At 73.1% G+C, this 25,702-nt stretch carries 21 protein-coding genes; 7 read left to right on the top strand and 14 right to left on the bottom strand.

The annotated features are described in order from the left end of the window. Positions 1–14: 14 nt before the first annotated feature. Together purU and ACFZCY_RS00220 are read right to left on the bottom strand one after the other, a co-directional pair. A complete protein-coding gene (gene purU, locus ACFZCY_RS00215) occupies positions 15–884 on the bottom strand; it encodes a formyltetrahydrofolate deformylase (protein ID WP_055546697.1) in 870 nt (289 codons plus the stop codon). Between the two features lie 51 nt (positions 885–935). Then, entirely contained in the window at positions 936–1,382 is a 447-nt protein-coding gene (locus ACFZCY_RS00220; protein ID WP_361475634.1) for a hypothetical protein, read from the bottom strand. 172 nt (positions 1,383–1,554) lie between these two features. On the opposite strand from ACFZCY_RS00220, the gene ACFZCY_RS00225 reads away from it, so the two are divergent. Continuing rightward, the gene (locus ACFZCY_RS00225; RefSeq protein WP_391168190.1) at positions 1,555–2,874 is read left to right on the top strand and encodes an ABC transporter substrate-binding protein; all 1,320 of its coding nucleotides are present in this window, start codon (positions 1,555–1,557) and stop codon (positions 2,872–2,874) included. Between the two features lie 65 nt (positions 2,875–2,939). On the opposite strand, the gene ACFZCY_RS00230 is transcribed toward ACFZCY_RS00225, so the two are convergent. Together ACFZCY_RS00230 and ACFZCY_RS00235 are read right to left on the bottom strand one after the other, a co-directional pair. Further along, positions 2,940–5,102, bottom strand: coding sequence for a hypothetical protein (locus tag ACFZCY_RS00230; RefSeq protein ID WP_391168191.1), 2,163 nt, complete (start codon positions 5,100–5,102; stop codon positions 2,940–2,942). A gap of 161 nt (positions 5,103–5,263) precedes the next feature. After that, complete coding sequence (locus ACFZCY_RS00235; protein WP_391168192.1) at positions 5,264–6,655, bottom strand: transcriptional regulator; 1,392 nt, start codon at positions 6,653–6,655, stop codon at positions 5,264–5,266. A gap of 324 nt (positions 6,656–6,979) precedes the next feature. On the opposite strand from ACFZCY_RS00235, the gene ACFZCY_RS00240 reads away from it, so the two are divergent. The 3 genes from ACFZCY_RS00240 (at position 6,980) to ACFZCY_RS00250 (ending at position 10,298) form a co-directional block, all read left to right on the top strand. Further along, on the top strand, positions 6,980–7,672 hold the full coding sequence (locus ACFZCY_RS00240; RefSeq protein WP_391168194.1) for a bifunctional DNA primase/polymerase: 693 nt from the start codon (positions 6,980–6,982) through the stop codon (positions 7,670–7,672). Between the two features lie 89 nt (positions 7,673–7,761). Beyond that, a complete protein-coding gene (locus ACFZCY_RS00245; RefSeq protein WP_391168195.1) occupies positions 7,762–8,622 on the top strand; it encodes an ATP-binding cassette domain-containing protein in 861 nt (286 codons plus the stop codon). Next, positions 8,619–10,298 carry a transporter gene (locus ACFZCY_RS00250; protein WP_391168197.1) on the top strand — a complete coding sequence of 560 codons (1,680 nt, stop codon included), beginning with the start codon at positions 8,619–8,621 and terminating at the stop codon, positions 10,296–10,298. Before ACFZCY_RS00245 ends, ACFZCY_RS00250 begins: the two co-directional genes overlap by 4 nt. A gap of 113 nt (positions 10,299–10,411) precedes the next feature. On the opposite strand, the gene ACFZCY_RS00255 is transcribed toward ACFZCY_RS00250, so the two are convergent. Further along, positions 10,412–10,765 (bottom strand): SH3 domain-containing protein, encoded by a 354-nt coding sequence (locus ACFZCY_RS00255; RefSeq protein ID WP_361475617.1) that lies wholly within the window; start codon positions 10,763–10,765, stop codon positions 10,412–10,414. Positions 10,766–11,122: 357 nt separating this feature from the next. Between ACFZCY_RS00255 and ACFZCY_RS00260 the strand changes: the two genes are divergently transcribed. Then, positions 11,123–11,755, top strand: a complete 633-nt coding sequence (locus ACFZCY_RS00260) for a hypothetical protein (protein WP_391168198.1) — start codon at positions 11,123–11,125, stop codon at positions 11,753–11,755. 13 nt (positions 11,756–11,768) lie between these two features. On the opposite strand, the gene ACFZCY_RS00265 is transcribed toward ACFZCY_RS00260, so the two are convergent. Both ACFZCY_RS00265 and ACFZCY_RS00270 read right to left on the bottom strand, forming a co-directional pair. Then, positions 11,769–12,653, bottom strand: a complete 885-nt coding sequence (locus ACFZCY_RS00265) for an alpha/beta fold hydrolase (RefSeq protein WP_391168199.1) — start codon at positions 12,651–12,653, stop codon at positions 11,769–11,771. A 786-nt stretch (positions 12,654–13,439) separates the two neighbouring features. After that, a complete protein-coding gene (locus ACFZCY_RS00270; RefSeq protein WP_063729711.1) occupies positions 13,440–14,132 on the bottom strand; it encodes a metal-dependent transcriptional regulator in 693 nt (230 codons plus the stop codon). Between the two features lie 192 nt (positions 14,133–14,324). Between ACFZCY_RS00270 and ACFZCY_RS00275 the strand changes: the two genes are divergently transcribed. After that, positions 14,325–15,080: a sugar isomerase domain-containing protein gene (locus ACFZCY_RS00275; protein ID WP_391168201.1), complete on the top strand. Its 756-nt coding sequence runs from the start codon at positions 14,325–14,327 to the stop codon at positions 15,078–15,080. Positions 15,081–15,084: 4 nt separating this feature from the next. Here ACFZCY_RS00275 and ACFZCY_RS00280 read toward each other — a convergent pair whose 3' ends face one another. After that, on the bottom strand, positions 15,085–16,545 hold the full coding sequence (locus ACFZCY_RS00280) for a PAS domain-containing protein (protein ID WP_391168203.1): 1,461 nt from the start codon (positions 16,543–16,545) through the stop codon (positions 15,085–15,087). 541 nt (positions 16,546–17,086) lie between these two features. Then, positions 17,087–17,716, bottom strand: a complete 630-nt coding sequence (pdxH, locus tag ACFZCY_RS00285; protein WP_391169342.1) for a pyridoxamine 5'-phosphate oxidase — start codon at positions 17,714–17,716, stop codon at positions 17,087–17,089. Between the two features lie 531 nt (positions 17,717–18,247). Here pdxH and ACFZCY_RS00290 point away from each other — a divergent pair. Next, positions 18,248–19,348, top strand: a complete 1,101-nt coding sequence (locus ACFZCY_RS00290; RefSeq protein WP_391169343.1) for a citrate synthase — start codon at positions 18,248–18,250, stop codon at positions 19,346–19,348. 32 nt (positions 19,349–19,380) lie between these two features. Here the strand turns inward: ACFZCY_RS00290 and ACFZCY_RS00295 are convergent, their stop codons facing one another. The 5 genes from ACFZCY_RS00295 to ACFZCY_RS00315 form a co-directional block, all read right to left on the bottom strand. Beyond that, complete coding sequence (locus ACFZCY_RS00295) at positions 19,381–20,010, bottom strand: TetR family transcriptional regulator (protein WP_391168204.1); 630 nt, start codon at positions 20,008–20,010, stop codon at positions 19,381–19,383. Then, positions 20,007–20,831, bottom strand: coding sequence for an enoyl-CoA hydratase family protein (locus tag ACFZCY_RS00300; RefSeq protein WP_391168205.1), 825 nt, complete (start codon positions 20,829–20,831; stop codon positions 20,007–20,009). Before ACFZCY_RS00300 ends, ACFZCY_RS00295 begins: the two co-directional genes overlap by 4 nt. Further along, positions 20,828–22,423, bottom strand: coding sequence for an AMP-binding protein (locus tag ACFZCY_RS00305; protein WP_391168206.1), 1,596 nt, complete (start codon positions 22,421–22,423; stop codon positions 20,828–20,830). Before ACFZCY_RS00305 ends, ACFZCY_RS00300 begins: the two co-directional genes overlap by 4 nt. A gap of 66 nt (positions 22,424–22,489) precedes the next feature. Further along, positions 22,490–23,629, bottom strand: a complete 1,140-nt coding sequence (locus ACFZCY_RS00310; RefSeq protein WP_391168207.1) for an acyl-CoA dehydrogenase family protein — start codon at positions 23,627–23,629, stop codon at positions 22,490–22,492. Between the two features lie 58 nt (positions 23,630–23,687). Further along, a complete protein-coding gene (locus tag ACFZCY_RS00315; RefSeq protein WP_391168208.1) occupies positions 23,688–25,685 on the bottom strand; it encodes a biotin carboxylase N-terminal domain-containing protein in 1,998 nt (665 codons plus the stop codon). Positions 25,686–25,702 lie beyond the last annotated feature (17 nt).

Below are 25,702 nucleotides of genomic sequence, written 5' to 3' on the forward strand. Positions count from 1 at the left end.
GCGACGTCAGGCCGTCAGCCGAAGACGACCGTACGGTGGCCGTTCAGCAGCACGCGGCGCTCGCTGTGCCACTTCACCGCGCGCGCCAGCGCCTGGCACTCCACGTCGCGGCCGACCGCGACCAGCTGGTCCGGGGTGACCTCGTGGCCGACGCGCTCGACCTCCTGCTCGATGATCGGGCCCTCGTCCAGGTCGGCCGTCACATAGTGCGCCGTCGCACCGATCAGCTTCACCCCGCGCGCATGGGCCTGGTGGTACGGCTTGGCGCCCTTGAAGCTCGGGAGGAAGGAGTGGTGGATGTTGATGATCCGGCCGGACAGCTCCTTGCACAGGTCGTCGGAGAGCACCTGCATGTAGCGGGCCAGCACCACCAGCTCGACGTTCTCCGCCCGCACCAGCTCCAGCAGCTCCGCCTCGGCCTGCTGCTTGGTCTCCTTGGTGACCGGGATGTGCCGGAACGGAATCCCGTACGAGCCCACCAGCTCACGGAAGTCGGTGTGGTTGGAGACCACCGCCGCGATCTCCACCGGGAGCGCGCCGATCCGGGAGCGGAAGAGCAGGTCGTTCAGGCAGTGCCCGAACTTGCTGACCATCAGCACGATGCGCATCTTCTGGTCCGCCCGGTGGATCTGCCAGTCCATCCCGAAGGAGTCCCCGACCGCCGCGAAGCTCGCCCGCAGGTCCTCCACCTTCACCGGCGATACGGCGCGGAAGTGCACCCGCATGAAGAAGAGCCCCGTGTCCCGGTCCCCGAACTGCTGGCTGTCCTCGATGTTGCAGCCGGTCATGAAGAGGTAACTCGACACGGCGTGCACGATGCCCTGCTTATCCGGGCAGGACAGCGTGAGGATGTACTGGTCGGGAACGGAATGCGACTCGCTCATGACTCCATAGCGTCGCACACCCGCGACACTCCTCGGGACCGTCAGTCCTCGCTAGCCCGCCTGCGTCATGATCGCCAGCACCTCGAGGGTGCGCGGCGGCGCGTCCGGGTCCTCGCCGTCGTTGGTGGCCAGCCGCACATGGGCGTCGCGGGCCGCCCGCACCGCCTCCGGCCAGCCGTGGTGTTCGATGTACGCCGAGACCGGGGCGTCCGCGCCGACCTGGTGGAGGATCCTCAGCACCCGCAGCACGGCGACGTCGACGAGCGCCGCCTCCTGGGAGTCGCGGAAGATCGTTCCGACGTACTTCTCGGCGGACCAGTTGTCCAGCCAGGTGTCCTCGACCAGGCGGTAGACGGCGTCGGTGACATCGCCGTATCCGGGTTGCCCGGCCAGCCAGCACTCCTGCTGGAAGACCGGGTCAGAGAGCATGTGCAGCCCCGAGCGCACATTGGTACGCCAGCGCCACCACGGCATGTCGTTGACAGGCATACCGCCCATGGTGGTCGAGCGATGGCCGCGACGGGAAGACTTCTCCGAACCTTGCACAGTGATCGATCGTACGTTCTTCACACAGAGGGACGCATAACCCCCCGGGTGTTCACCTTTCCGATACCCGCGCGTTCCCCGCCATAGCGGATGTGTTCCGCCCGGAGCACCAGGCTCCCATACCATGACCGGACGGCGACGCCCCTCCCCCCGCACCCTACGAGCAGCCGCCGTCGCCGCACTGTGCACCGCAGCCGGCGCATCATCCCTGACCAGCTGCGGCTCGCTGCCGGGCATGACGAAGGGGGCCGACAACAAGCCCATCACCGTGATGACATGGGCCCCCGAGGGCACCAAGGCGACCAATATGCCGGGAATGCCCGCCATGGCGCAGGCGTACGCGCGCTGGGTCAACGCCGGCGGCGGCATCCACGGCCGCAAGCTCAAGGTGATCACCTGCAACGAGCGCAACGACTCGGTCCAGGCCGCGCGCTGCGCGCAGGAGGCGGGCAAGGCGAAGGCCGTCGCGGTCGTCGGTTCGTACAGCCAGCACGGCCGTTCGTTCACCTCTCCGCTGGAGGTCGCCGGAATCCCGTACATCGGCGGCTACGGGATGACCCAGGAGGAGTTCAACAGCCCGTACTCCTACCCCGTCAACGGCGGCCAGGCCACCCTGCTCGCGGGCAACGGCCGCCAGCTCGGCTCCCGCTGCGCACACGTCTCGCTGGTACGCCCCGACACCATCGCGGGCGACGAACTCCCCGAACTCCTCGACGCCGGGCTCAAGGCGGCGGGCCGCAAGCCCGCCCACGACATACGCGCCCCCGAAGGCGCGGGCGACTACAGCTCGCAGGCCACCACCGCCCTGGAGGACGTCGGCGCCGACGCCTCCCTGGGTTCCGCCGCCGCGGGCGCCACGCTGGAGAACTCCTGCGTCACCGCCGCGCTCGGCAACCGCACGGGCACCTTCTTCGACTCCTTCCGGCGCGTCCAGGAGGAGCACCCGAAGGTGCGGATCGCCTCCATCATGGGCAGCGTCCGGCAGTCCCTGGTCGACAGCACGGGCGGCAGCAAGAGCCCGCTGGAGGGGACGTACGCCACGGGCTGGTACCCGGCCCCGGACGATCCGCGCTGGGGCCCGATGAAGAAGGTCATCAACAAGTACGCCTTCGACGACAACCGCATCGACCCCGACGACGCCGGCACCCAGACCACCTGGATCGCCTACACCGCGCTGCGCTCCGTCCTGATGTCCCTGAACCCCGACGACATCAGCGCGCGCACCGTGCGCAACGCGCTGGACCACGGCCACAAGGTCGACACCGGCGGCCTGACGCCCCCGCTGCGCTGGGGATACAACGACCCGCTGAACGTGCCGGACTATCCGCGGATCGTGAACGCCGACGTCACGTACCAGGTGGTGCGCGACGGACGGCTGGTCGGGGTGCGCAAGGGGTTCGTCAACGTGGCGAAGACGCTGGAGCGGTACGGCCCCCGGGACTGATCCCGCTCCACCGGGCCGCCGGGTTCATCCGAACCCGGCGGCTTCGTCGGCTCCTGTGCCGCTGGTCAGAGCTGAGTGGCCTCGTGCTTGGTGAGGCCGTACTTCCCGGCGAGCGGGTTCCACAGCTCGGCCGCCTTCCGCTTGGCCGCGGTCGCCTCGCCGCTGGCCCGCTCGGCCGCCCCGACCCGCCCGGTCCGGCGGGCCTGGCCCTTCTGGCAGCCCTTCTTGCCACGGGCCTGATCGGCCCACGCCGCGTACTGGTTGTCGGCCTGCGCGGAGGACTTCCACGCCTTGGTCAGGGACGCGGTCAGCTCGGTGTGGTTCGGCAGCTTGTCGATGGTGAGCTTGCCCAGCCGGGTCACCAGGTCGTTGCGCTGACGGGCGGCCGTGCGCAGGTCCGAGGCGGCCTTGGGCAGGGCCTTGCAGGACTTGATGTTGTTCACGGCGTTGATCACCGCCGAGCGGCTGTTGTTGCTGTCCTTGAGCAGCGCGTCCAGCGACTTCGCCTGCGGCTCCGCGGGGTCGGCCGACTTGCTCGGCTCGCTCTCACCGGCGCTCGGCTCCGAACTGCCCAGCGTGGTGTTGTCGTCCTTCTTCTCGTCGTCGCCGCCCCCGCTGAGCGCCGCTCCGGCGGCGAGCCCGGCGATCCCGCAGCCCGCGACCACGATGCCGATGAGCACGGCGGGCGGCATCCGGCGACGGCGCCCGGCACGACCACCTCGGCCACCGTGCCCGCCGCCCGCGTCCCCGGGGGCCGGGGCGGGGGCGCTGAACTGCGGCAGCTGCTGCGTCTCGCCGGGAGAGTCGCCACCGGCGCCCGCTGCGGCGGCGCCGTCGGCCCGGAACAGCCCGTCGAACTCGGAGGGCGGCGGCCGGTCGCCCGGACGGCCGGGGCGGATCGCGAAGGGGGAGCCGGTGGGCTTCGGCGGCTGCTGTTGTTGTTGCTGCTGCTGTCGAGCGCGCCGGGACGGGGCGGGCTTCGGCGGCGCGGCGGCCGGGACCGGGGCCGGGAGTACGGCGGTCTCCTCGGCCGCCCCGGCCGGGGCGGCGGGCGCGGACTGCTGCGGGCGGCCACGGTGTGCGCCGCGGCCGGGGCGCACGGTGCGCAGCTGGGTGGTGGACTCGCCGGGCGCCTCGGCCTTGGCGGGCCGGTTCTCGGGCGGCAGCGGCGCGCTGGCGGAGGGCTGCTGCGGGGGCTGCGGCTGCGCGGCGTACCCGGCCCCGGTACCGGGCACGGGGGGTAGGTACTGGGTCGCCTCGGCGTCGCCCGCGGGCTGCGGCGGCAGCACCTGCGTCTCGTCGGCGGCACCGGCGTAGGGCTCGGGCTGCGGCTGTCTGTCCGGCTGCGGCTGTGCCTGCGGCGGCGGCTGGTAGGCGGGCGGCTGCGGGGACGCCTGCGGCTGTGCGTACGCGGGCGGCTGGGGCTGTTCCGGCTGCTGGTACGCGGGAGGCTGCTGCGGCGGCTGCGGCTGCTGGTACGCGGGCGGCTGATGCTGCGGCGACTGCTGCTGCGGCAGCGGCTGTTGCGGCGCCCAGCCCTGCGGCGCCCCGGAAGCCTGCTGCGGCCCCTGCGGCGCCCCGTACGCCTGGTCAGCCCCCGGCGGCGGCCCGAACGACTGCCCGGGGGTCTGCCCGGGGGTCTGCGGCGGCGGCCCGAACGACTGATCCGGCCCCGGCTGCGGCGGCCCGAACGACTGCCCGGGGGTCTGCCCGGGGGTCTGCCCGGGGGTCTGCCCGGGGGTCTGCGGCGGCGGCCCGAACGACTGATCCGGCCCCGGCTGCGGCGGGCCGAACGACTGCCCGGGGGTCTGCCCGGGGGTCTGCCCGGGGGTCTGCGGCGGCGGCCCGAACGACTGCCCCGCACCCTGCGACGACCCGTACGACTGGTCCGCCCCCGGCGGCAGCCCGTACGACTGCCCAGGCCCCGGCTGCGGCGACCCGTATGCCTGCCCCGAGGGACCGTACGGCGCGCCCTCGGGCGGCAGCGGGCCCGCGCCTGCGGGAGGCCCGGCGGGCGCGGGGGCCGCGCCCTGCGGTGCGTCCTGGGGCCCCCAGGGCTGTCCCCACGCCTGGCCACCGGCCGGGGCGCCGTGCTGCTGCCGCGTGCGGTCCGAATGGTCCGAGGGGTCCGAGGGCTCCGGGGGCCAGGGGTCACCCTGAGCGGGCAGCACAACGCCCTCACGGACCGCAGGCAGCTGCGGCTCGTCCCCCTGTCCGCTCTGCGTCACCGGGTCTCCTTGAATAAGCGATTACCGAATCGTCGGCTCACGCTACCGGTTACCCGCGAGGGTCGGCGCCCGCCGGAGGGAGAGACTGGTCACCGGCAAAAGCCCGGCACAGGCCCGGCGAGGACGCCCCGCGGGCCCTGTGACAAGGGCACACGACCCGCTCAGGCCGCCTGCACCTCCAGCCTCGCCCCGAACTCCCGTACCACCGGTTCGTCCCGGTACGGCTCCAGGCGCTGCTGGAAGTCGTCCAGATACTCCACGCCCCGGTTGGAGCGCAGCGTCTGGAGCAGGTCCACCGCCTGGCCGCCGACGTGGCACGCCTGCTCCACCTCGCGCCCCTGGACGTGCGCCGTGGCCAGCAGCAGGAGCCCGATGGCGCGGCGCCGCACCCGCCCCTCCGGGTGGCCCGCCAGGGCCTCTTCGGCGCGCCGCCGGGCGGGCTCGGCCTGGCCCAGGTCGCGGTGGCAGTGGGCCAGTTCGTCGGCCAGATACGCGTGGTCGAAGTGCTGGATCCACGGCGGCTCGTCCCCCGACGGCCCGCCGCTGCCCACCGCCCGCTCCATCGCGTCCAGGGCGCGCCCGGCCGCGTGCTGGCAGGCCGGGGCGTCCCCCATCAGCGCGTGCCCGCGCGCCTCGGCGGCCAGGAACATCGACTCGGCGCGCGGCGGTACCTGTCCCCGCGAGCCTTCCTGCGCGGCCTTGGCCAGCTGCGCGATCTCCCGGGGGTTGCCCAGCTGGGCGGCGAGGTGGCTCATGCTGGCGGCCAGCACGTATCCGCCGTAGCCCCGGTCCCCGGCGGCCTGGGCGAGCCGCAGCGCCTGGATGTAGTAGCGCTGGGCGAGCCCGGATTGACCGGTGTCGATCGCCATGTACCCGGCCAGCTCGGTCAAGCGGGCGACCGCCGCGAACAGTTCGCGGCCGACCGACTCCCGGTAGGACCCGGCGAGCAGCCCGGAGACCACGCTGTTGAGGTAGTGGACGACGACCGGGCGCACATGGCCGCTGCCGTAGCGGTGGTCCAGTTCGACCAGCGCGTCCGTGGTGGCCCGCACCGCGGCGACGTCGGAGCGGCCGACCCGGGCTCCGGCGGTGCGCGCGACCTGCGGGTCCGCGCCGGTGATCAGCCAGTCGCGGCTGGGCTCGACGAGCGCCGAGGCGGCGACGGTCGAGCCGGTCAGGAAGTCGCGGCGGCCGACGTCGCTGCGCCACAACTCGCAGACCTGCTCTATCGCGCCGAGCACGGTCGGCGAGAACTGCAGCCCCACGCCCGACGCCAGGTTCTTGCCGTTGGCCATGCCGATCTCGTCGATCGTGACCGTACGACCGAGCTTGCGGCCCAGCGCCTCGGCGATGATGCCCGGGGCGCGGCCCCGGGGCTGCTGTCCGCGCAGCCACCGGGCGACCGATGTCTTGTCGTAGCGCAGATCGAGACCGTGCTCGGCACCGCACATGTTGACCCTGCGAGCCAAACCGGCATTGGAGCACGCGGCTTCCTGAATGAGCGCCTGCAGCCGTTCGTTCGGCTGTCGCGCCACAAGCGGCCTAGCGGCCATGGTTTTACCCCCAGTGACTGCTGTGCGTTCTCGGCGGATGCCGTCCCTGTTGATCAGTTCCCCGCGGGTATCGCGGGTATACGGCGAATGCGGAACTTGCCCGTATTGACCACATAGACCGCTTGGTTCACGTACGTGCGTACGGCCGCGCCAAAACGCCCTCGTACGCCTGTCACGCATGGTGGTTACCCGCTCACACAGCCGGAACCCCATACGCGCCCCCGGTCATGCACCCATGCGCCCCGGTATGCCGTCCCCGCGCCCGGCGGAGCGCGGCCGTAACCCTTGTTGACGGCGGAAGTTGTCTTGGTCGTGGAAGAGACCATGGACGTGACAGGAACACCACATATTCCGAAGCAGCGCGGGGAGCGGCTGCTCGACGCCGCGGTGCGCTACGCCGAGGAACGGCACTGGGACGTGCTCGCCGGCGCCTGGCTGGACACCGTGAACGGCCTCCAGCGCTGCTCCTGCGGACAGGCCGGCTGCCCGGCCCCCGGCGCCCATCCGACCGCCCCGGACTGGGTGAACCAGGCCACCGGCAGCCCGGTCGTGGTGCGGCGGATGTGGGCCCGCGCCCCGGGCGCGTCGATCCTGCTGCCGACCGGCCGCACCTTCGACGCCCTGGACGTACCGGAGTCGGCGGGCTGTCTGGCGCTGGCCCGGATGGAGCGCCGCAACGTCGACCTCGGCCCGGTCACTTCCACCCCGGACCGCAGGATGCTCTTCTTCGTGCTCCCCGGCGCCGCCGCGAAGATCCCGGACCTGCTGCGGAACCTGGGCTGGCCGCCGTCCTCGGTCGACCTGGCGGCCCGCGGCGACGGGGACTACGTGGTCGCGCCCCCGACCCGGGTCGGACGGCACGGCCCGACCCAGTGGGCCCGTCGGCCGACCGCCGCCAACCGGTGGCTGCCGGACGCCGAGGAGCTGGTGAGCACGCTCGCCTACGCGTGCGGACGCGAAACCCGCGGCCGCGAAACCCGGCCCACCCCCGGCGCTGACGCGCCCCGGCGTACCTGACGCGCCCGGGCGCACCCCCCGTATCGTGGGCGCGGACGGGGACACGACCAGTCCCCGGACCAGCCTGATGGTGGAAGACGGGGTTTTCCGTGCCGGACGCACACGCAGACACAGACGTAGACGCAGAAGTAGACGCAGACGCACCCGCCGGGGCAGCGACCGAGCCCGCCGCCGCACAGCAGCGGCCCGCCGTGCAGGTGCGGGGTCTGTGGAAGCGGTACGGGGAGCAGATCGCGGTCCACGGCATCGATCTCGAACTGCCCGCCGGGCAGTTCATCGGACTCGTCGGCCCCAACGGCGCGGGCAAGACCACGACCCTGTCGATGATCACCGGGCTGCTGCGCCCGGACTCCGGCACGGTCGAGATCGGCGGGCACGACGTCTGGCAGGACCCGGCCGAGGTGAAGGCGCGGATCGGCGTGCTGCCGGAGGGGCTGCGGCTGTTCGAGCGGCTTTCGGGGCGCGAGATCCTCGCGTACACCGGGCGGCTGCGCGGCCTGCCCGGCGACGAGGTCGACAAGCGCGCGACCCAGCTGCTGGACGTCCTGGACCTGGCCGGTGCGCAGAACAAGCTGGTCGTGGACTACTCGACCGGTATGCGGAAGAAGATCGGCCTGGCCGCCGCGCTGCTCCACAACCCGGAAGTCCTCTTCCTCGACGAGCCCTTCGAGGGCGTCGACCCGGTCTCCGCGCAGACCATCCGCGGCGTCCTGGAGCGCTACACCCGCTCCGGTGCGACGGTCGTCTTCTCCAGCCATGTGATGGAGCTGGTGGAGTCGCTGTGTGACTGGGTCGCGGTGATGGCGCGCGGCAAGATCCGCGCGCAGAGTGCGCTGGCCGACGTACGGGGCGACGCACCGTCCCTGCAGGACGCCTTCCTGGAGCTGGTGGGCGCCCGCGCCCAGGGCTCCGGGGACAACCTCGACTGGCTCGGCGGCGGCGCCCGATGACGCTCGCCGATCCGCTCGACGCCAAGGGCCCGCTCGACAGCGCGGCGCCCGCTCCCCCGGCGGCCCCCACCGGCTCGCCGCTGCCCGTCTTCGTCCGGCTGAAGCTGTCGCTGATGCGCAACGCGCTGCGGCAGTCCGCGGGCCGCCGCGCCGCGTACATCACCTCGCTCGTCATCACCGTCCTCTTCGCCCTGCTGCAGCTGCTCGGCCTGGTGCTGCTGCGCGGCCACGACGGCGCGGACGCGCTGGTCACCGTGCTCGCCGCGGTCCTCGCGCTCGGCTGGGCCGTGATGCCGCTCTTCTTCCCCAGCGGTGACGAGACCCTGGACCCCACCCGGCTGGTGATGCTGCCGCTGCGGCCCCGGCCGCTGATCGGCGCGCTGCTGGTGTCCTCCCTGATCGGCATCGGCCCGCTGTTCACGCTGACCCTGGTGGTGGGCTCGCTCATCGCGATCGCGCACGGGGCGGCGGCCGCGGGGGCCGCCGTCCTGGCGGGCGTGCTGACCGTGCTGACGTGCGTGGCGCTGGCGCGGGCCGTCGCGACCGCCAACACCCGGCTGCTGAGCAGCCGCAAGGGCCGCGATCTGGCACTTCTGAGCGGTCTGTTCGTGGCGATCGGCGCGCAGTTCGTGAACGTGGGCGTGCAGAAGCTGTCCGGCCAGGGCGGGCTGGCCGTGCTGCGGCCCGCCGCGGACATCCTGCGCTGGGTGCCGCCCGCGACGGCGATCGACGCCGTGCAGGGCGTGAGCGAGGGCGCGTACGGGCTCGCCGCCGCCCAGTTCGCCCTGAGCGCGGTCGCGCTGGGGCTGCTGATGTGGTGGTGGTCGCGCAGCCTCGCGCATCTGATGACCACACCGGACAGCTCCACGATCCAGCCGGAGAAGCCGCGGCGGGGCGCCGAGGGGGCGGGCTCGTCCGCCGGCGCGCGCGGCCCGCTCGGGCGGCTGGTGCCCGCGGGGCGCAGCGGCACGGTCATGCTGCGCACCCTGCGGTACGCGGTGCGGGACCCCAAGTCCAAGGCCAGCTGGGTCAGCTCGCTGGGCGTCGGCCTGCTGATGCCCGTCATCACCTCCGTCCAGGGCAACGGCAACGTCTACTGGGCGTGCTGGGCCGCCGGGATGCTGGGCATGCAGATGTACAACCAGTTCGGGCAGGACTCCTCCGCCTTCTGGATGGTCGCCCAGACCATCTCCTCCCCGCGTGACGCCTATCTGGAGCTGCGCGGGCGGGCGTTCGCGATCGCGCTGGTCGGACTGCCGTACGTGCTCGTGGCGGTGGTGGGCTCGGCCCTCTTCATGCACGACCTGCCGGCCGTCCCCGAAGCGCTCGGGCTCGCGTTCGGCCTGCTCGGCGCGCTGTTGGCGACCGGCGCGCTGGCCTCGGCGCTGCGCCCGTACTCCATCCCGCAGGACAGCGCCAAGAACGTGGCACCGGGGCAGGCCTCGCTCGCCTGGATGGGCCTCGTCGGCGGCATGATCGCGGGCGCCGTGCTGTGCGCGCCGCTGCTGGGCCTGACGATCTGGCTGCACACCAGCGGGGCGCACAGCATGCTGTGGGTGCTGCTGCCGCTGGGCGTGGTGTACGGCGCGGCGATCGCGGAGGCCGGGCTGCGGCTGGCCGCGCCGCGGGCGGCGGGGCGGCTGCCGGAGATTCTGGCGGCGGTGAGCAAGGGCTGAGCCCTCGGCCATGACGTGCGGCGCGGGAGCGGGACTGGTCAGGTCCCGCTCCCGCGCCGTTTCTGGTGCCGTGTCCCGTACGGTGCCCCCCCCGGCGGAACGTATCTGCGCGTCTAGTCCAGGTACTTGCTGTAGACCCAGCCCCTGGTCCCGGGCTTGATGCCGGAGGTGGTCCGTTTGAGGATCTTTCCGTAGGACCAGCTCTTCGTGAATCCCCCCAGACCGCCGGTACGGCAGAAATACCGGAAGGAGTCTCCCCGGTACAGCGTCCCTATCGCGCGGTACTTGCTCCCCGGTCCGGTGCGGAATCTGGCGCCACTCGTCGCCACCTTGAAATTGACGTCCGGTGAATTGAACCGGCATGCCGAGGAGCCCACGGCGGACGCCGTGGGTGCCATCGCGACCGAGCCGCCCAGCATGAGCACCGCCGAGAGCACGACCATCGAGGCTTGATGTTTCAATTTCACGCGATCTCCCCCCGAGATCAGTGATTTCCTTACGTCCTGGTGTTAATGCGTGATGACGCGTGGCTGAGCGTAGCAGCAGCCAATCCGCAAGCGCCGTACTGGTAGACGCCATTGGTGCCGCGAAGGTTGAATTCCGGATGGGAATACCTTCATCCGCACCGGCGCACGCCTCGGATCCGGCCATCCACCGCCCTCGTGACGGGATCCACCGGGCGCGCCCCCTCCCTCCCCCATCGCCCCGCTACTTCCACACACTCGCACTCAGGCCGTCACAGTACGCACACAGTTGGCGACCCGGATGCGGAATTCCAGCCCCTAGGATCATCGATCGGGGAAGGATCACGCAGGGAGATCGACTTGCTGAACAAGACAACGTGGCTGCGCGTCGCTACGCCCGTTGCCGTACTGGCTCTGGCCCTCACGGCCTGCGGATCCGATGGCAAAAAGAGTCATACGTCCACGTCCCATAAGGACAAGCCCCATTCCCGATTCAACGGGGCGCACAAGAACGGCGCGCGCGGTGCGAGTGCGGCGGCGAAGGCCGTACTGAAACCGGGGCAGTCCGCTTGGCGGGCATTCAAGGAGGACACCGGCGTCAAGCCGTATTACTCGATCACCGCGCGGCGGATCGACGTCGGAACCGCCGCCGACGCCAAGACCCTGGTCCCCGATCCGAAGGACGCCAAGGGCAAGGTCCCCGCGACCGGCTATGTGACGTACCGGCATCTGAGCGGTGGCGCCGTCAAGGAATGGCCGCGGGTCGGCGACTACGCGGATGTGTACGCGGACGGGCGGCGCGGCACGAAGGTCATCGGCGGTGACACGCCGAAGGGGTGCGCCGACCCGGACGCCATCAAGAACTGGAAGAACGGCCAGAGCTACACCCTCTGCACCACCTTCCTCATCCCGGCGGACGCGAAGCGGCTGGAGATCGCCTGGACCGAGATCGGCGGCAAGCCGTTCGTCTGGAAGTTCCCCGCGCGCCGCTGATGCCGGTCCTGGGCTATACGGGTCCGGGCTGTGCGGGGAGGTGGGCGGCGAGGAACGGCTCCACCGCGCGGCGCCAGGCGTCCGGCTGGTCGTAGTGGACGAGGTGGCCCGCGTCGGCCACCTCCGCGTACTCACCGCGGGGCAGGACGCGGACCATCTCCTGGGCCTCGGCGCGGCCCAGCTCGCCGTCCAGGCCACGGACGACCAGGGTGGGGCACTCCACCAGGGCCAGCTCCTCCCAGTGGGCGTCATGGGCCCAGCCCGCCCGGGCCTTCAGCATCTGACGGCGGGAGAAGACGGGCCGCCAGCCGTCCGAACGCTCGGCCATGACCTCGGCGAAGAAGTCGCCCCGGGCGGGGTTCGGACGCTCCAGCAGCGGATCGTCCTCGCCGAACCACCTGCGGACGTCCGCGAGGGTCGCGAAGGGCACCGGCCAGGACCGGAACCAGTCGGTCCATTCGCGCTGCGAGGCGCCGCCGAGGGCCGAGGCCCGCATATCGCAGATGACCAGGGCCCGGACCAGGTCGGGGCGGCGGGCGGCGAGCTGCCAGGCCGTCAGGGCGCCCATGGAGTGGCCGATGAGGGCCACCGGCCCCAGCCCGAGCTGCTCGACGGCCGCCTCGGCGTCGTCGACGTACGTGCCGCGGTCGAACGGCCCGTCGGCGGGCTTCTCGCTGCGGCCATGGCCGCGCTGGTCGAGGGCGACGGCCCGGTGCCGGGTGGCGAGCCAGCGGGCGGTCCGCGCCCAGTGCGCGGCGCGGCCCATCAGCCCGTGGAGCAGCAGGACTCCGGGGCCGCCGCGCGCTCCCGCGCGGCCTCCGGCCTTGGGCGGGTCCGTGAACTCCCAGGCCGCGAGCCGCACACCGCCGGCTCCGGTCACGTCGATGCGTCGCACCATGTCGTCTGGCACCTCCATCCCTCTCCCGACCAACCCCAACCACCCCACAATATCGAACCTGTATTCGAACGCACCGCAAGTGCCGGGCAACACCCCTCATTCGAGTGACCACGCTCAAGGATTGGTCGCCTCCGCCGAGGGGAGACAGCTAGCGGGAGGCGGACTACTCGGGGAAGGAAGTCCGCGGGGGCCGACCCTGGGAGCTCGGGGCTCCGGGTCGCTACGGCCCCGGGTCGTAACGGCCGCGTTCGCGCGGCCCGCACGATCCGGGGCCCACCGGGGGGACATGGGGAAGCGGGGCCCCGGCGCCTCACGGCACCGGGGCCCTCGCGTTCGAACGCCCGCTCGGCATCGCTGCCGCTCGCCGGGCCCATAGGAGCCCCCTCCCCTGACTGCGAGCACGCTCGTGCATATGCGTCAGCGACAGGGTTGCACGGGTCGCCCGCGATCGCTCGATTTCCCCGAACTCCGGTGCCACCAAAACCCGTCACCGCAGGTAGCGACGTCGAACGACGGGAGGCCTATGCCGGGGGCCTCTGCGCCGCGCGGCGGGCCGGGGCACGCGCGGCAGCGGCATGCGGGCGCGGGGAGGGGCCCTGTGGGGTCAGGCCCTGTCGCAAGGATCTAGGGGGTGTCTTGTGGATCATGCCGGGCTCCCGACGCCTGGCACGGCACCTCGCGGCCCCGCGCTCGTCGCACGCAGCGCCGCTGCGCTCTCCTCACGCGGGTTGCGAGCCACCGCACCAGACGCCGCTCGCCGATCCGGCCTGATCCACAAGACACCCCCTAGCGCTTGGCCACGAAGACGTGGGAGGCGATGTCCGCCTCCAGCTCGGCCGCCTCGCCGCTGCTGCCGACCAGGACGCCGCCCGGGGACTCCGTCACGCTCACCACGGAGCCCGGCTGCACCCCGGCCCTGCGCAGCGTGTACATCAGCTGGGCGTCCATCTGGATCGGCTCGCCGATGCGGCGCACGACCACCGTCTTGCCCTCGGTGCCGGGCGCCAGCTCGCGCAGGCTCACCATGCTGTCGTCGAGGAACGGGTCGGCCTCGCCCTTCTCGCCCAGCTCGTCCAGGCCCGGGATCGGGTTGCCGTACGGCGACTCGGTGGGGTGGCGCAGCAGCTCCAGCACGCGGCGCTCGACCGCCTCGCTCATCACGTGCTCCCAGCGGCACGCCTCCGCGTGGACCTGCTCCCACTCCAGGCCGATCACGTCGACGAGCAGGCATTCGGCGAGCCGGTGCTTGCGCATCACGCGGGTGGCCAGGCGGCGGCCCTCCTCCGTCAGCTCCAGGTGACGGTCGCCCGCGACCGTCACCAGTCCGTCGCGCTCCATGCGCGCCACCGTCTGGCTGACGGTGGGGCCGCTCTGATCGAGCCGCTCCGCGATCCGGGCGCGCATGGGGACCACGCCCTCCTCCTCGAGTTCGAGGATGGTGCGGAGATACATCTCCGTGGTGTCGATCAGTCCGGACATGCGTGCCCCTTGATGTGTCGTGCGGTGGCCCTGAACCCAATTCTGACGCATCCCACCGACAAGAGAGCCGGATCGGCCACTGCCGCAGCGCTGGGTGGAGGCGGTATTGACAGCTTCGTGATCCACAACGCAACGTGATCCGCGCCACGAGGATGTGGACCCAAGTTAACACCGACACGAAGGGCCTCGGCGATGAGCCAGAGCAAGCCGGCAGGGCGCTTTTTCGACGCCGCGATCGGGTTGTTGCACAAGGTGCGGGACGAGGAATCCGAACGCATCGCCGCGGCGGGCGGCCTGATCGCCGACACGGTCACCGGCGGCGGCCGGCTCTTCGTCTTCGGCGCCGGCCACTCCTCCCTGCCCGCCCAGGACGTCGTCTACCGCGCGGGCGGGCTGGCCCTGATGAACCTGCTCCCGGTGCCGGGGGTGGTCGGCGTGGATGTCATGCCCGCGACGCTGGGCAGTGCGCTGGAGGGAGTCGAGGGGCTGGCCACGGCCGTCCTGGAGACCGGTCCGCTGCGCTCCGGTGACCTGCTGTTCGTCATCTCGCTGTCCGGCCGGAACACGCTGCCGGTGGAGATGGCGACGGGCGCGCGGGAGCGCGGGGCGACGGTGATCGGCGTGACGTCCGTGGCGTACGCGACGGCGACCACGTCCCGTAACGCGTCGGGCACCTTCCTCAAGGACCACTGCGATCTGGTCCTCGACAGCAAGATCGCGGTCGGTGACGCGGAGGTCACGGCGGAGGGCGTGGGGGCGCCGTTCGCCCCCGCGTCGACCGTGGTGACGAGCGCGCTGATGCAGGCCGTGGTGGCGGCGGGGGTGGAGGAACTGGTGGCCCGCGGCGTACGGCCGCCGCTGCTGCGGTCGGGCAACGTGGACGGGGGCCACGAGTGGAACCGCCAGGTGATGGCGGACTACGGCGACCGGATCTTCTACCGGCGGTAGAAGATCACCCGCCCTGGGCGAGGTCCACCGCGGCCGCGACCCGGGCCGCCACGTCCTCCGCGTACGCCGTGTCCGCGCGGTCGAAGGGGCGGCGGGCCGGGCCGCGCAGCAGGGTGAGCACGCCCAGGGTGCGGCCGCGGCTGCGCAGCACCGCGCACAGGGCGTGCACCGAGCCCTCCGGCCACTTGCGGGCCGCCGCCCAGCGCGCCGCCGCCGCCTCGTCCGCACGCGTCGCACTCGCCCGCACCGAACCGCAGCGCTCGGCCGCCTGGAGCGCCGGGTGGCCCTCCAGATAGGCCACCGGGATGCCGCCCGGGGCGATCGGGGAGCACGGGCCCGCGGCGCCGCCCGGCGTGGCCGCCGCCCGCACGAGACGGATCCGCTCGCCCCCGCCGGACCCCAGCGCGCCCGGCGGCACGGTCTCCGGGCGGTCCAGGACCAGGTCGATCAGGGCGTCGTCGGCGAAGCCCGCGAGCGCGAAGTCCAGGTGGACCGCGGCGGCCTCCATCGGGTCCTCGCACTCGGCCGCCGCCCGCGCCGCCCGGTGCAGCTGGTTGCCGCGGAAGCGCAGCCGCGCGCTCTCCTGCTCGTGCTCCTTCGGCTCCGTCACGTCCTGGAAGATCCAGGCCACCCCGAGCGGCACCGGCTCCTCGGTGAGCGGCGAGGCCAGCCGCAGGAAGCCGCTGCGCCAGCAGCGGCGCGCCGGGAGCGCGTCGTCCGGGGACTCGTCGGCCGCCTCGCGCAGCGTCACCCACAGCTCGGTGGGCGCCGGGGGCGCGCCCTCGGCGAGGACGTGCTGGACGGCGTTCTCGGCCTCCTCCACGCCCTGTTCGAGGAACTCGCCCAGCGGCCGCCCGAGCGCGGCCGTACGGCCCGTCCGCAGGGCGGCCGCCGCGTTGCCGTTGAGGACGGCCACCCGCAGATCGGCGTCGACGAGGACGACGCACCAGGACGCGTCCTCCAGCAGCGCTTCGCTCAGCGCGATCGACCGCTCCAGGTCCAGCTGCGCGTGCACCTCGCTGAACGCGCAGTACACCCCGGACGGGCGGCCGTCCGCGCCCGGCACCGCGGACGACTGGACACGGACCAGGACCCGGCCGCCGTCCTTGGTCAGCAGGGCGAACTCGTGCACCCGGCGGCCGGTGGCGCCCATGACCTCCATCAGCCGCGCCTCGATGTCCCGCGCGTCCTCCGTACGGACCGCCCACCCCGCCAGCCCCTTGCGCCCCACGGCCTCGGCCGCCGGCCAGCCGAGGATGCGCTCGGCCTCGCGGTTCCAGTGGGTGACGGTGCCGTCGGCGTCGAACGCGCACAGCGCGGCGTCCATGCCGTCCAGGAGCGCGGCGAGCAGGTCGGAGTCGTCCCGGCCGGGGCCGGTCGCGGGCATGGGCGCGGCCGCGGCCCCCGGCTGCGCCGGGACGGGACGGGCGGGACGCGCGGGTTCGGAGCGCTGCGGAGCGGTCACCGGACACCCCCTGCGGGACGTGGTGGACGTGGCTGCCTGTGATGGTGCACGTCGGAACATTGAACTCGAACGTGACGCGCACCACACCGGATTCCGCGAAATCGTTGCCTCCCGGAAATTCGCTTGTGTGCGCCGCGAGGCCGTTCCTAAGGTGTTGAGCACACGAGAAGGGAGGTGGTTCGGCAGATGTATCAAATCCGGACGCGTGAGGTGACTGCGGGCTAGCGGTCCGTCGTCGCGCTCAGCGCATTCGCCGGACCGGCGTACGAAGGATGTACGCAGCCGGCCAATCCCAAGCAGTCACCCGGCCCGCGGGTCGCCGGTACGTCCGACCGGCCCCCAGGCGCCCTCACCGGCGCCAGGGGACAGACCCGCGGGTCGTCTGCGTTTTCCGGCTGTGTGCCGAGGCCGCGAGTACTGTGCCCGCGCCGGGCCCCGGCCCCGGGCGCCGAGGGTGCCGGAGACCGCGCTGCGGAGCCGGGCCGAGGGGCACGCGGTACCGATCGTCCCCGACCAGCGCCCCCGGGACGTCCCGCACGCCTCACGGGGACAGGCGCTCGATCCGCCAGCCCTCCCCGTCCGGCGTCCGCACATACCGCAGCCGGTCGTGCAGCCGGTTCTCCCGGCCCTGCCAGAACTCCACCGCCTCCGGCACCACCCGGAACCCGCCCCACTCCGGTGGCACCGGCACCTGCTCGCCCGGCGGATAGCGGTCCACCAGCTCCGCGTACGCCCGGTCCAGCTCCTCCCGCGTGCCGACCACCGAGGACTGCGCGCTGGCCCACGCGCCCAGCTGCGAGCCGTGCGGGCGGGTCCGGAAGTACGCGGCCGTCTCGTCCCGCCCGGTGCGGTGCGCGACGCCTGTCACGATCACCTGGCGGGCGATCGGGTGCCAGGGGAAGAGCAGCGAGACGTGCGGGTTCCCGGCCAGTTCGCGGCCCTTGCGCGACCCGTAGTTGGTGTAGAAGACGAAGCCGCGCTCGTCGAAGCTCTTCATCAGGACCGTACGGGAGCTGGGGCGCCCGGCCGCGTCGGCCGTGCCGACGACCATCGCGTTCGGCTCGTACAGCCCGCTGCCCACCGCCTCCTGGAACCACCGGGTGAACTGCTGGAACGGGGTGTCCCCGAGGGCCGTCTCGTCGATGCCCGCCGCGCGGTAGTGCTCGCGCATGGCGGCCGGGTCGTATGTGCGCGCGGAGTAAGCCGAGGGGGAAGCCGGGGGCTCCGGGTCAACATGAGGCACGCGCATATCTTGCAACATCATCGGTCCACCGCACGGGCTGCCCCGAAAGAGCGATGCCTCCCTCCCCCGCGCCGGGGATCCGTAACCCTCCGCCCGCCGCACAAGCGGTGTGCCACTTCTCACGCGCCCCTGTGACTGGCGCGTCCACCGTGCCGTGGCCGAGCATGCGCCTGTCAGCACGGTGCCCGGCGCCGGTTTTCGCCCCTGTTGGGTGACCACCGCACGGACGGGGCACACCACCGGGTACCCGGCACGGACCGCGAGCCGTCGGCCGCGGAGCCGTCCGGGGCCGGACGACCCCCGATGACACCGTTCTCCGCCCCTCTGAAGCTCCATCCGCACCAGCCGTATCCCCGCACCACCCCGCACGCCCGCACCGACCCGCACAATCCGTACCAGCCGTTCCGACCACCCGTCGCCCACATCAACCACATCAACCACATCAAGAGGAGCCGCCCGATGTCCGACTTCGTACCCGGACTCGAGGGAGTCGTCGCGTTCGAGACGGAGATCGCCGAACCCGACAAGGAGGGCGGCGCGCTCCGCTACCGCGGCGTCGACATCGAGGACCTGGTGGGCCACGTGTCCTTCGGGAACGTCTGGGGCCTGCTGGTCGACGGCGCCTTCAACCCCGGGCTGCCCGCCGCCGAGCCCTTCCCCATCCCGGTGCACTCCGGCGACGTCCGGGTCGACGTGCAGTCCGCGCTGGCCATGCTCGCGCCCGTCTGGGGCCTCAAACCGCTCCTCGACATCGACGAGGCCCAGGCCCGCGACGACCTCGCCCGCGCGGCCGTCATGGCGCTGTCGTACGTCGCCCAGTCGGCGCGCGGGCAGGGGCGCCCGATGGTGCCGCAGCGGGAGATCGACAAGGCCGAGACCATCGTCGAACGCTTCATGCGCCGCTGGCGCGGCGAGCCCGACCCCAAGCACGTCGCCGCCGTCGACGCGTACTGGACCTCCGCGGCCGAGCACGGCATGAACGCCTCCACCTTCACCGCCCGCGTCATCGCCTCCACCGGCGCCGACGTCGCCGCCGCGCTCTCCGGCGCGGTCGGGGCCATGTCCGGGCCGCTGCACGGCGGCGCGCCCTCCCGGGTGCTCGGGATGATCGAGGAGATCGAGCGCACCGGCGACGCCACGGCGTACGTGAAGAAGGCGCTCGACCGGGGCGAGCGGCTGATGGGATTCGGGCACCGGGTCTACCGCGCCGAGGACCCGCGGGCGCGGGTGCTGCGGCGTACCGCCAAGGAGCTGGGCGCGCCGCGCTACGAGGTCGCGGAGGCGCTGGAGCGGGCCGCCCTGGAGGAGCTGCACAACCGTCGGCCGGACCGGGTGCTGGCGACCAACGTCGAGTTCTGGGCGGCGATCACGCTGGACTTCGCGGAGGTCCCGGCGCCCATGTTCACGTCGATGTTCACGTGCGCGCGGACGGCCGGGTGGAGCGCGCACATCCTGGAGCAGAAGCGGACCGGCCGCCTCGTCCGCCCCTCGGCGCGGTACGTCGGCCCTGGCACCCGCGGCCCGCAGGAGATCGACGGGTACGGGGACATGTCGCGGTAGCGGTAGCGCTAGCGGTAGGGGCCCATCAGCCCCTACCCCTCGCGGGTGCGGGCCGCGCCCAGCGCCTCGTCCAGGATGCGCGACCACTGCGCCACCACCCGCTCCCGGCGCGCGCTGTCGTCCGTCAGCAGATTGGCCAGGCCCAGGCCGCGGGCCATGTCGAGCAGCCCCTGCACGGCCTCCCGCACCCCCGGGACCGTCTCGTCGGCGCCCAGCAGCTCCACCGCCATGCGGTGCGTCTCGCGGCCGATACGGGCCTCCAGGACGGTCACCCGGGCGCCCAGCTGGGGTTCGTACGACGCGGCGACCCACAGCTGGAGCGCGGCCCGGAACAGCGGGCCGGTGTACAGGTCGACGAGTTCCGCGACGACCGCGCGCGTACGGGCCGTGCCCTCGCCCGCCGGGGCGAGGGCACGCAGCTCCGCCGAACGCTGCTCCGCGACCTGTTCGACCGCGGCCGTGAACAGGTCCTCCCGGGTCGGGAAGTGATGCTGGGCCGCGCCCCGGGACACCCCGGCCCGCTCCGCGACCACCGACACCGTCGACCCGGCCCAGCCGTGCTCGGCCAGGCACGCCACGGCGGCCTCCAGCAGCCGCTGCCGGGTCGCGCGGCTGCGGTCCTGCTTGGGGTCACGCGTACGCGGGGACGTACCGCGGCTCACTGACCGGCCTCCGTCGCCCACACCGGATCCCGCCGCTCCCGGAAGGCCGTCATCCCCTCCCGCGCCTCCGCCGACGCGAACAGCCGCGCCGACAGCTCCGCCAGCGCCTCCCCGTCCCGGTCGAACGCGCGCCGCACCTCGGCCGTCACCAGCCGCTTGGACTCCGCCAGGCCCTGCGGGGAGCCGCGGCGCAGACCGTCCAGCACCGGCGCGAGCGCCCCGTCCGCGTCCCCCTCCGGGTCCGCCACCGTCACCAGGCCGATCCGGGCCGCCTCGGCGGCGTCGAACCGTTCCCCCGTGAGGTAGTAGCGGGCCGCCGCGCGGGCGTCCAGGCGGGGCAGCAGCGGCATCGATATGACGGCCGGGGCCAGGCCGAGCCGAGCCTCGGTGAACGCGAAGCTCGCGCCGCGCCCCGCCGCCGAGATGTCGCACGCCCCGAGCAGCCCCAGCCCACCGGCCCGCACATGCCCGGTGACCCGCGCGACCACCGGCTTGGGCAGCTCCACGATGGCGCGCAACAGCTCGACCAGCCCCAGCGCGCCCGAAGCGGCCGGGGGTTCGCGCAGATCCGCGCCCGCGCAGAACGTGTTGCCGGTGTGCGTGAGCAGCACCGCGCGGACCTCCGGATCGGCCCCGGCCGCCGCCAGCCCGGCCCGCAGCTCGGCGACCAGACGGGCGGAGAGCGCGTTGCGGTTGTGCGGCGAGTCGAGGGTGAGCACCCGGACGCCCCGGTCGTCGGACGAGCGCACCAGTGGAACGTCAGGCCCGGCCGGGGCATCGGTCGGGGCATCGGTCGGGGCGTCTGTCAGGGGGTCGGTCATGGGCTGGTCGAACTCCTCTCCCTGGCGCGCAGTTCGCGCCGCAGGATCTTTCCGGCGGCCGAGCGCGGCACGCTGTCGGTGAACTCCACGCGCCGCACCTTCTTGTACGGGGCCACCTGCCCGGCAACGTAACGGATCAGCTCCTGCTCCGAGATCCGGGCGCCGGGCCCGCGCACCACGTACGCCTTCGGGATCTCGTTGCCGTCGCCGTCCGGCACCCCGATCACGGCGGCGTCGGCGACGGCCTCGTGCGCGATCAGCACGGCCTCCAGATCGGCCGGGGCGACCTGGTAGCCCTTGTACTTGATCAGCTCCTTCACCCGGTCCACCACGAACAGCCAGCCGTCCGCGTCCACATGGCCGACATCTCCCGTGTGCAGCCAGCCGTCCGCGTCGACGATGGCCGCCGTGTCGGCCGGCCGCCCCAGATAGCCCTTCATGACCTGCGGGCCCCGGATCAGGATCTCCCCGTCCTCCCCCGTCGCCACATCCCGGCCGCCGTCGATGCCACCGTCCAGGCCGACGACGCGCATCTCGGTGCTCGGCAGCAGCTTCCCCACCGTCCCCGGCGGAACGCCCTCCGCGTACCGGGGCACCAGATGGCAGCCCGGTGACAGCTCCGTCATCCCGAACGCCTGCAGCAGCGGCGGCACCCCCAGCCGCCGCGCGCACGCCTCCGCCAGCCGCGCGTCCAGCGGGGCCGCCGCGCTCAGCACGTACCGCACCGAAGACAGATCGTGCTCCGCCACCGCCGGATGCTTGGCGAGCGCCAGCACGATCGGCGGCGCCACGTACAGCGCCTGCGCCTCGTAGCGCTCGATCGCCGTCAGGAACCGGGCCAGGTCGAAGCGCGGCAGCACGATCACCGTGCTCCCGGCCCGCAGCGGGGCGTTCATGAGCGCCGTCAGCCCGTACGCGTGGAAGAACGGCAGCACCGCGAGCACCCGTTCGCCCGGCCACGTCGGCACCAGCGCCTCCGCCTGCGCCAGATTGGTCGCCACGCTGCGGTGCGTCAGCATCACGCCCTTCGGGCTGCCCGTCGTCCCCGACGAGTACGGCAGCACCGCCACGTCCTCCGCCGGGTCGATCTCCACCACCGGCTCCGGCGCCGTGCCGTGCAGCATGTCGCGCAGCGAACGATGCCCGCCCGCCTCGTCGCATACGAAGATCTCCCGCACCCCGCCCGCCTGCTCCGCCGCCTGCCGCGCCACCCTCAGCAGCGGCGACACCGTCACGATCCACGTCGCCGCCGCGTCCCGCAGCTGCTGGGCCAGCTCCTCCGCCGTCGCCAGCGGATGCACCGTCGTCACCGCCGCGCCCGTGCGCGTCACCCCGTAGAACGCCATCGGATACATCAGCGAGTTGGGGCTGTGCAGCGCCACCACCTCACCCTTGTGCACCCCCGCCGCCGCCAGCTCCGCGGCGATCCGGCGCACGGCGCGGTCCAGCGCGGCGTAGCCGACGCTCTCCCCCGTCACCCCGTCGATGAGCGCCGTACGGTCCCCGAACTCCTCGGCCGCGCGGCCCAGCACCGCGTCGTGAATGGGCAGATCGACGAGCGGGACGTCAGGAAACTCGCTGCGCAGCACCATGGCCGCTCCCCTCGGGTCGCTGTGCCTGCCTGTTGCCTTCCCGTCCGTACTGCCCCGGTCGCCCGATCAGTACGACTTCGGCAGCCCCAGCGTCTGGTGCGACACGAAGTTGAGGATCATCTCCCGGCTGACCGGCGCGATCCGCGCCACCCGCGCCGCCGTGATCAGCTTCGCCAGCCCGTACTCCTCGGTGAGGCCGTTACCGCCCAGCGTGTGCACCGCCTGGTCCACGGCCTTCACGGCCGCCTCCCCGGCCGCGTACTTCGCCATGTTGGCCGCCTCCCCCGCGGCCGCGTCCTCCCCCGCGTCGTACAGGTACGCCGCCTTCGCCATCATCAGCCGGGCCAGCTCCACCTCGATGTGCGCCTGGGCGAGGGGGTGTGCGATCGACTGATGCGCGCCGATCGGCTCCTTCCACACCTGGCGGGTGCGCGCGTAGTCCACGGCCTTCGCCAGGGCGTGACGGCCCATCCCCAGCGCGAACGCCGCCGTCATGATCCGCTCCGGGTTCAGCCCCGCGAACAGCTGCGCCAGCCCCGCGTCCTCGTCCCCCACCAGCGCGTCCGACGGCAGCCGTACGTCGTCCAGGACCACCTCGAACTGCTTCTCGTTCGCGGCCAGTTCCATGGGGATGTGGTGGTACGCGAAGCCGGGGGTTCCGCGCGGGACGATGAACAGGCAGGGCTTGAGCTTCCCGGTCCGCGCGTCCTCCGTACGGCCCACGATCAGGGTCGCGTCGGCGATGTCCACGCCGGAGATGAAGACCTTTCGGCCGGTCAGCACCCAGTCCGTGCCGTCGCGGCGGGCCGTGGTGGTGATGCGGTGCGAGTTCGATCCGGCGTCCGGCTCGGTGATACCGAACGCCATCGTCACGGTGCCGTCCGCCAGCCCCGGCAGCCAGCGCGACTTCTGCGCCTCCGTGCCGTACCGGGCGATCACCGTGCCGCAGATGGCGGGCGACACGACCAGCATGAGCAGCGGGCAACCGGCCGCGCCCAGCTCTTCGAGCACGATGGACAGTTCGGCTATGCCGCGCCCTCCGCCGCCGTACGCCTCGGGGAGGTTGACGCCGAGATAGCCGAGCTTGCCCGCCTCGGCCCAGAGGTCGGGGGTGGCGGTGTCGTGGTGGTCCCTGCCGAAGGCGGCCACGGCGGTGCGGAGGTCGGCCTGCTCCGGGGTGTCGATGGGGGTGTGCGCCTTGGTCATGTGCGGCTCCGTCCGATGTACGGGGTTCCGGCGGGTTCCGGCGGGGTTCCGGCGGGGTTCACGGCTGCTGTGCGGGCTCCTGCGCCGTGACGACGGCGAGCAGTGCCCCGACCTCGACCTGACGGCCCTGGGCGGCGTGCAGCGCGGTGAGCACCCCGTCGGTGGGCGAGACGACACGGTGCTCCATCTTCATCGCCTCCAGCCACAGCAGCGGCTGGCCCGCCTCCACGTGGTCGCCCACGGCGATGCGGGCGATCCGCACCACCGTGCCGGGCATGGGCGCCAGCAGGGAGCCCGGCGCGGTGCGGGCGGTGGGGTCGGGGAAGCGGGAGACGGGGGTGAGGGTGTGCGATCCGAGGGGCGAGTCGACATATATACGGTCGTCGTGGATCGAAACGTCGAATTGGCGCCGGACGCCGTCCACTTCGAGGGCCACGTGGTGCGGGAACGCCCGCAGCAGGATGAGGTCCGGGAAGTTCTCGGCGAGGAGGCCGTCGCGGGTGAGCCGGTAGCGGACCTCGTGCTCGGTGCCGTCCGGTGCGCGGTAGGTCTTGATCTGCGGCTGGGAGGGCACGTTGCGCCAGCCGCCGAGGCGGCCCGCCACGGTCGCGGGCCGGTCCGAGGCGTCGGCCAGCGCGGCGGCGAGGGCCGCCAGGGCGATGCCGTCCGCGTCGGCCCCGGTGAGTTCGTCGAGGTGGCGTTCGAGGAAGCCGGTGTCCATGCGCCCGGCCTCGAACTCCGGGTGCCGCAGGGCCCGTACCAGCAGGTCGCGGTTGGTGACCGGACCGTGGATCCGGGCGCGCTCCAGCCCGTGTGCCAGCCGCCGCAGCGCCTCGGCGCGGGTGGGCGCCCAGGCGACGACCTTGGCCAGCAGGGGGTCGTAGTGGACGCCGATCACGTCCCCGTCCGCGATACCGGAGTCGACGCGCAGCCCCGGCCCCGCCTGCCCCGGCCCGTCCGCGTACCGCCACGCCGGGACCGCATGGCCGCGCAGCCCCGTGACGTCGAGCCGCCGCATCACGCCCGCCTGCGGCCGCCACCCCCGGCCCGGGTCCTCCGCGTACAGCCGCGCCTCGACCGCGTGGCCGCGCGGGCACGGGGGCTCGGGGTCCAGCGGCTGCCCCTCCGCCACCCGCAGCTGCAGGGCCACCAGGTCCAGCCGCCCGTACACCTCCTCCGTCACCGGGTGCTCGACCTGGAGGCGGGTGTTCATCTCCAGGAAGTACGCGCGTCCCGCCGACGAGACCAGGAACTCGACGGTGCCCGCACCCTCGTACCCGATGGCCCGGGCGGCGTTCACGGCCGACTCCTCCAGCAGGCGGCGCAGTTCGTCGTCGAGGCCCGGGGCCGGGGCCTCTTCGATCACCTTCTGGTGGCGGCGCTGGAGGGAGCAGTCGCGGGTGCCGAGGGACCAGACGGTGCCGTGGGTGTCGGCCAGCACCTGGACCTCGACGTGGCGGGCGCCCTCGACGTACGGCTCGACGAACACCTCGCCGTCCCCGAAGGCGGCCGCCGCCTCCGCGCGGGCGGAGGTCAGTTCGGCGGGGAGCGCGGCCAGGTCGCGGACGACCCGCATGCCACGGCCGCCGCCGCCCGCCGCCGCCTTGATGAGGACGGGCAGGTCGCCGTCGGTGACCCGGTCCGGGTCCAGCGACTCCAGGAGGGGCACCCCCGCCTCGTACAGGAGCCGTTTGGCGCGGGTCTTGGAGGCCATGGCCTCCATCGCCCCGGGCGGCGGCCCCACCCAGCGGAGCCCGGCGTCGCGGACGGCGCGCGCGAAGGCGGGGTCCTCGGAGAGGAAGCCGTAGCCGGGGTGGACGGCGTCGGCGCCCGCCACCAGGGCGGCCTTGGTCAGCAGGTCGCCGCGCAGATACGTGTCGGCGGGGGCGTCGCCCGGCAGTCGTACGGCGGTGTCGGCCTCCCGTACGTGCGGGGCGCCGGCGTCCGCGTCGGAGTGGACGGCGACCGTGGCGATGCCGAGTTCACGGCAGGTGCGGATGACGCGGCGGGCGATTTCGCCACGGTTGGCGATGAGGAGAGATCGGATCACGGACATCACGACGGAATTTGTTC

Source organism: Streptomyces sp. NPDC007983 (assembly GCF_042958345.1).
Taxonomy (GTDB): Bacteria; Actinomycetota; Actinomycetes; order Streptomycetales; family Streptomycetaceae; genus Streptomyces.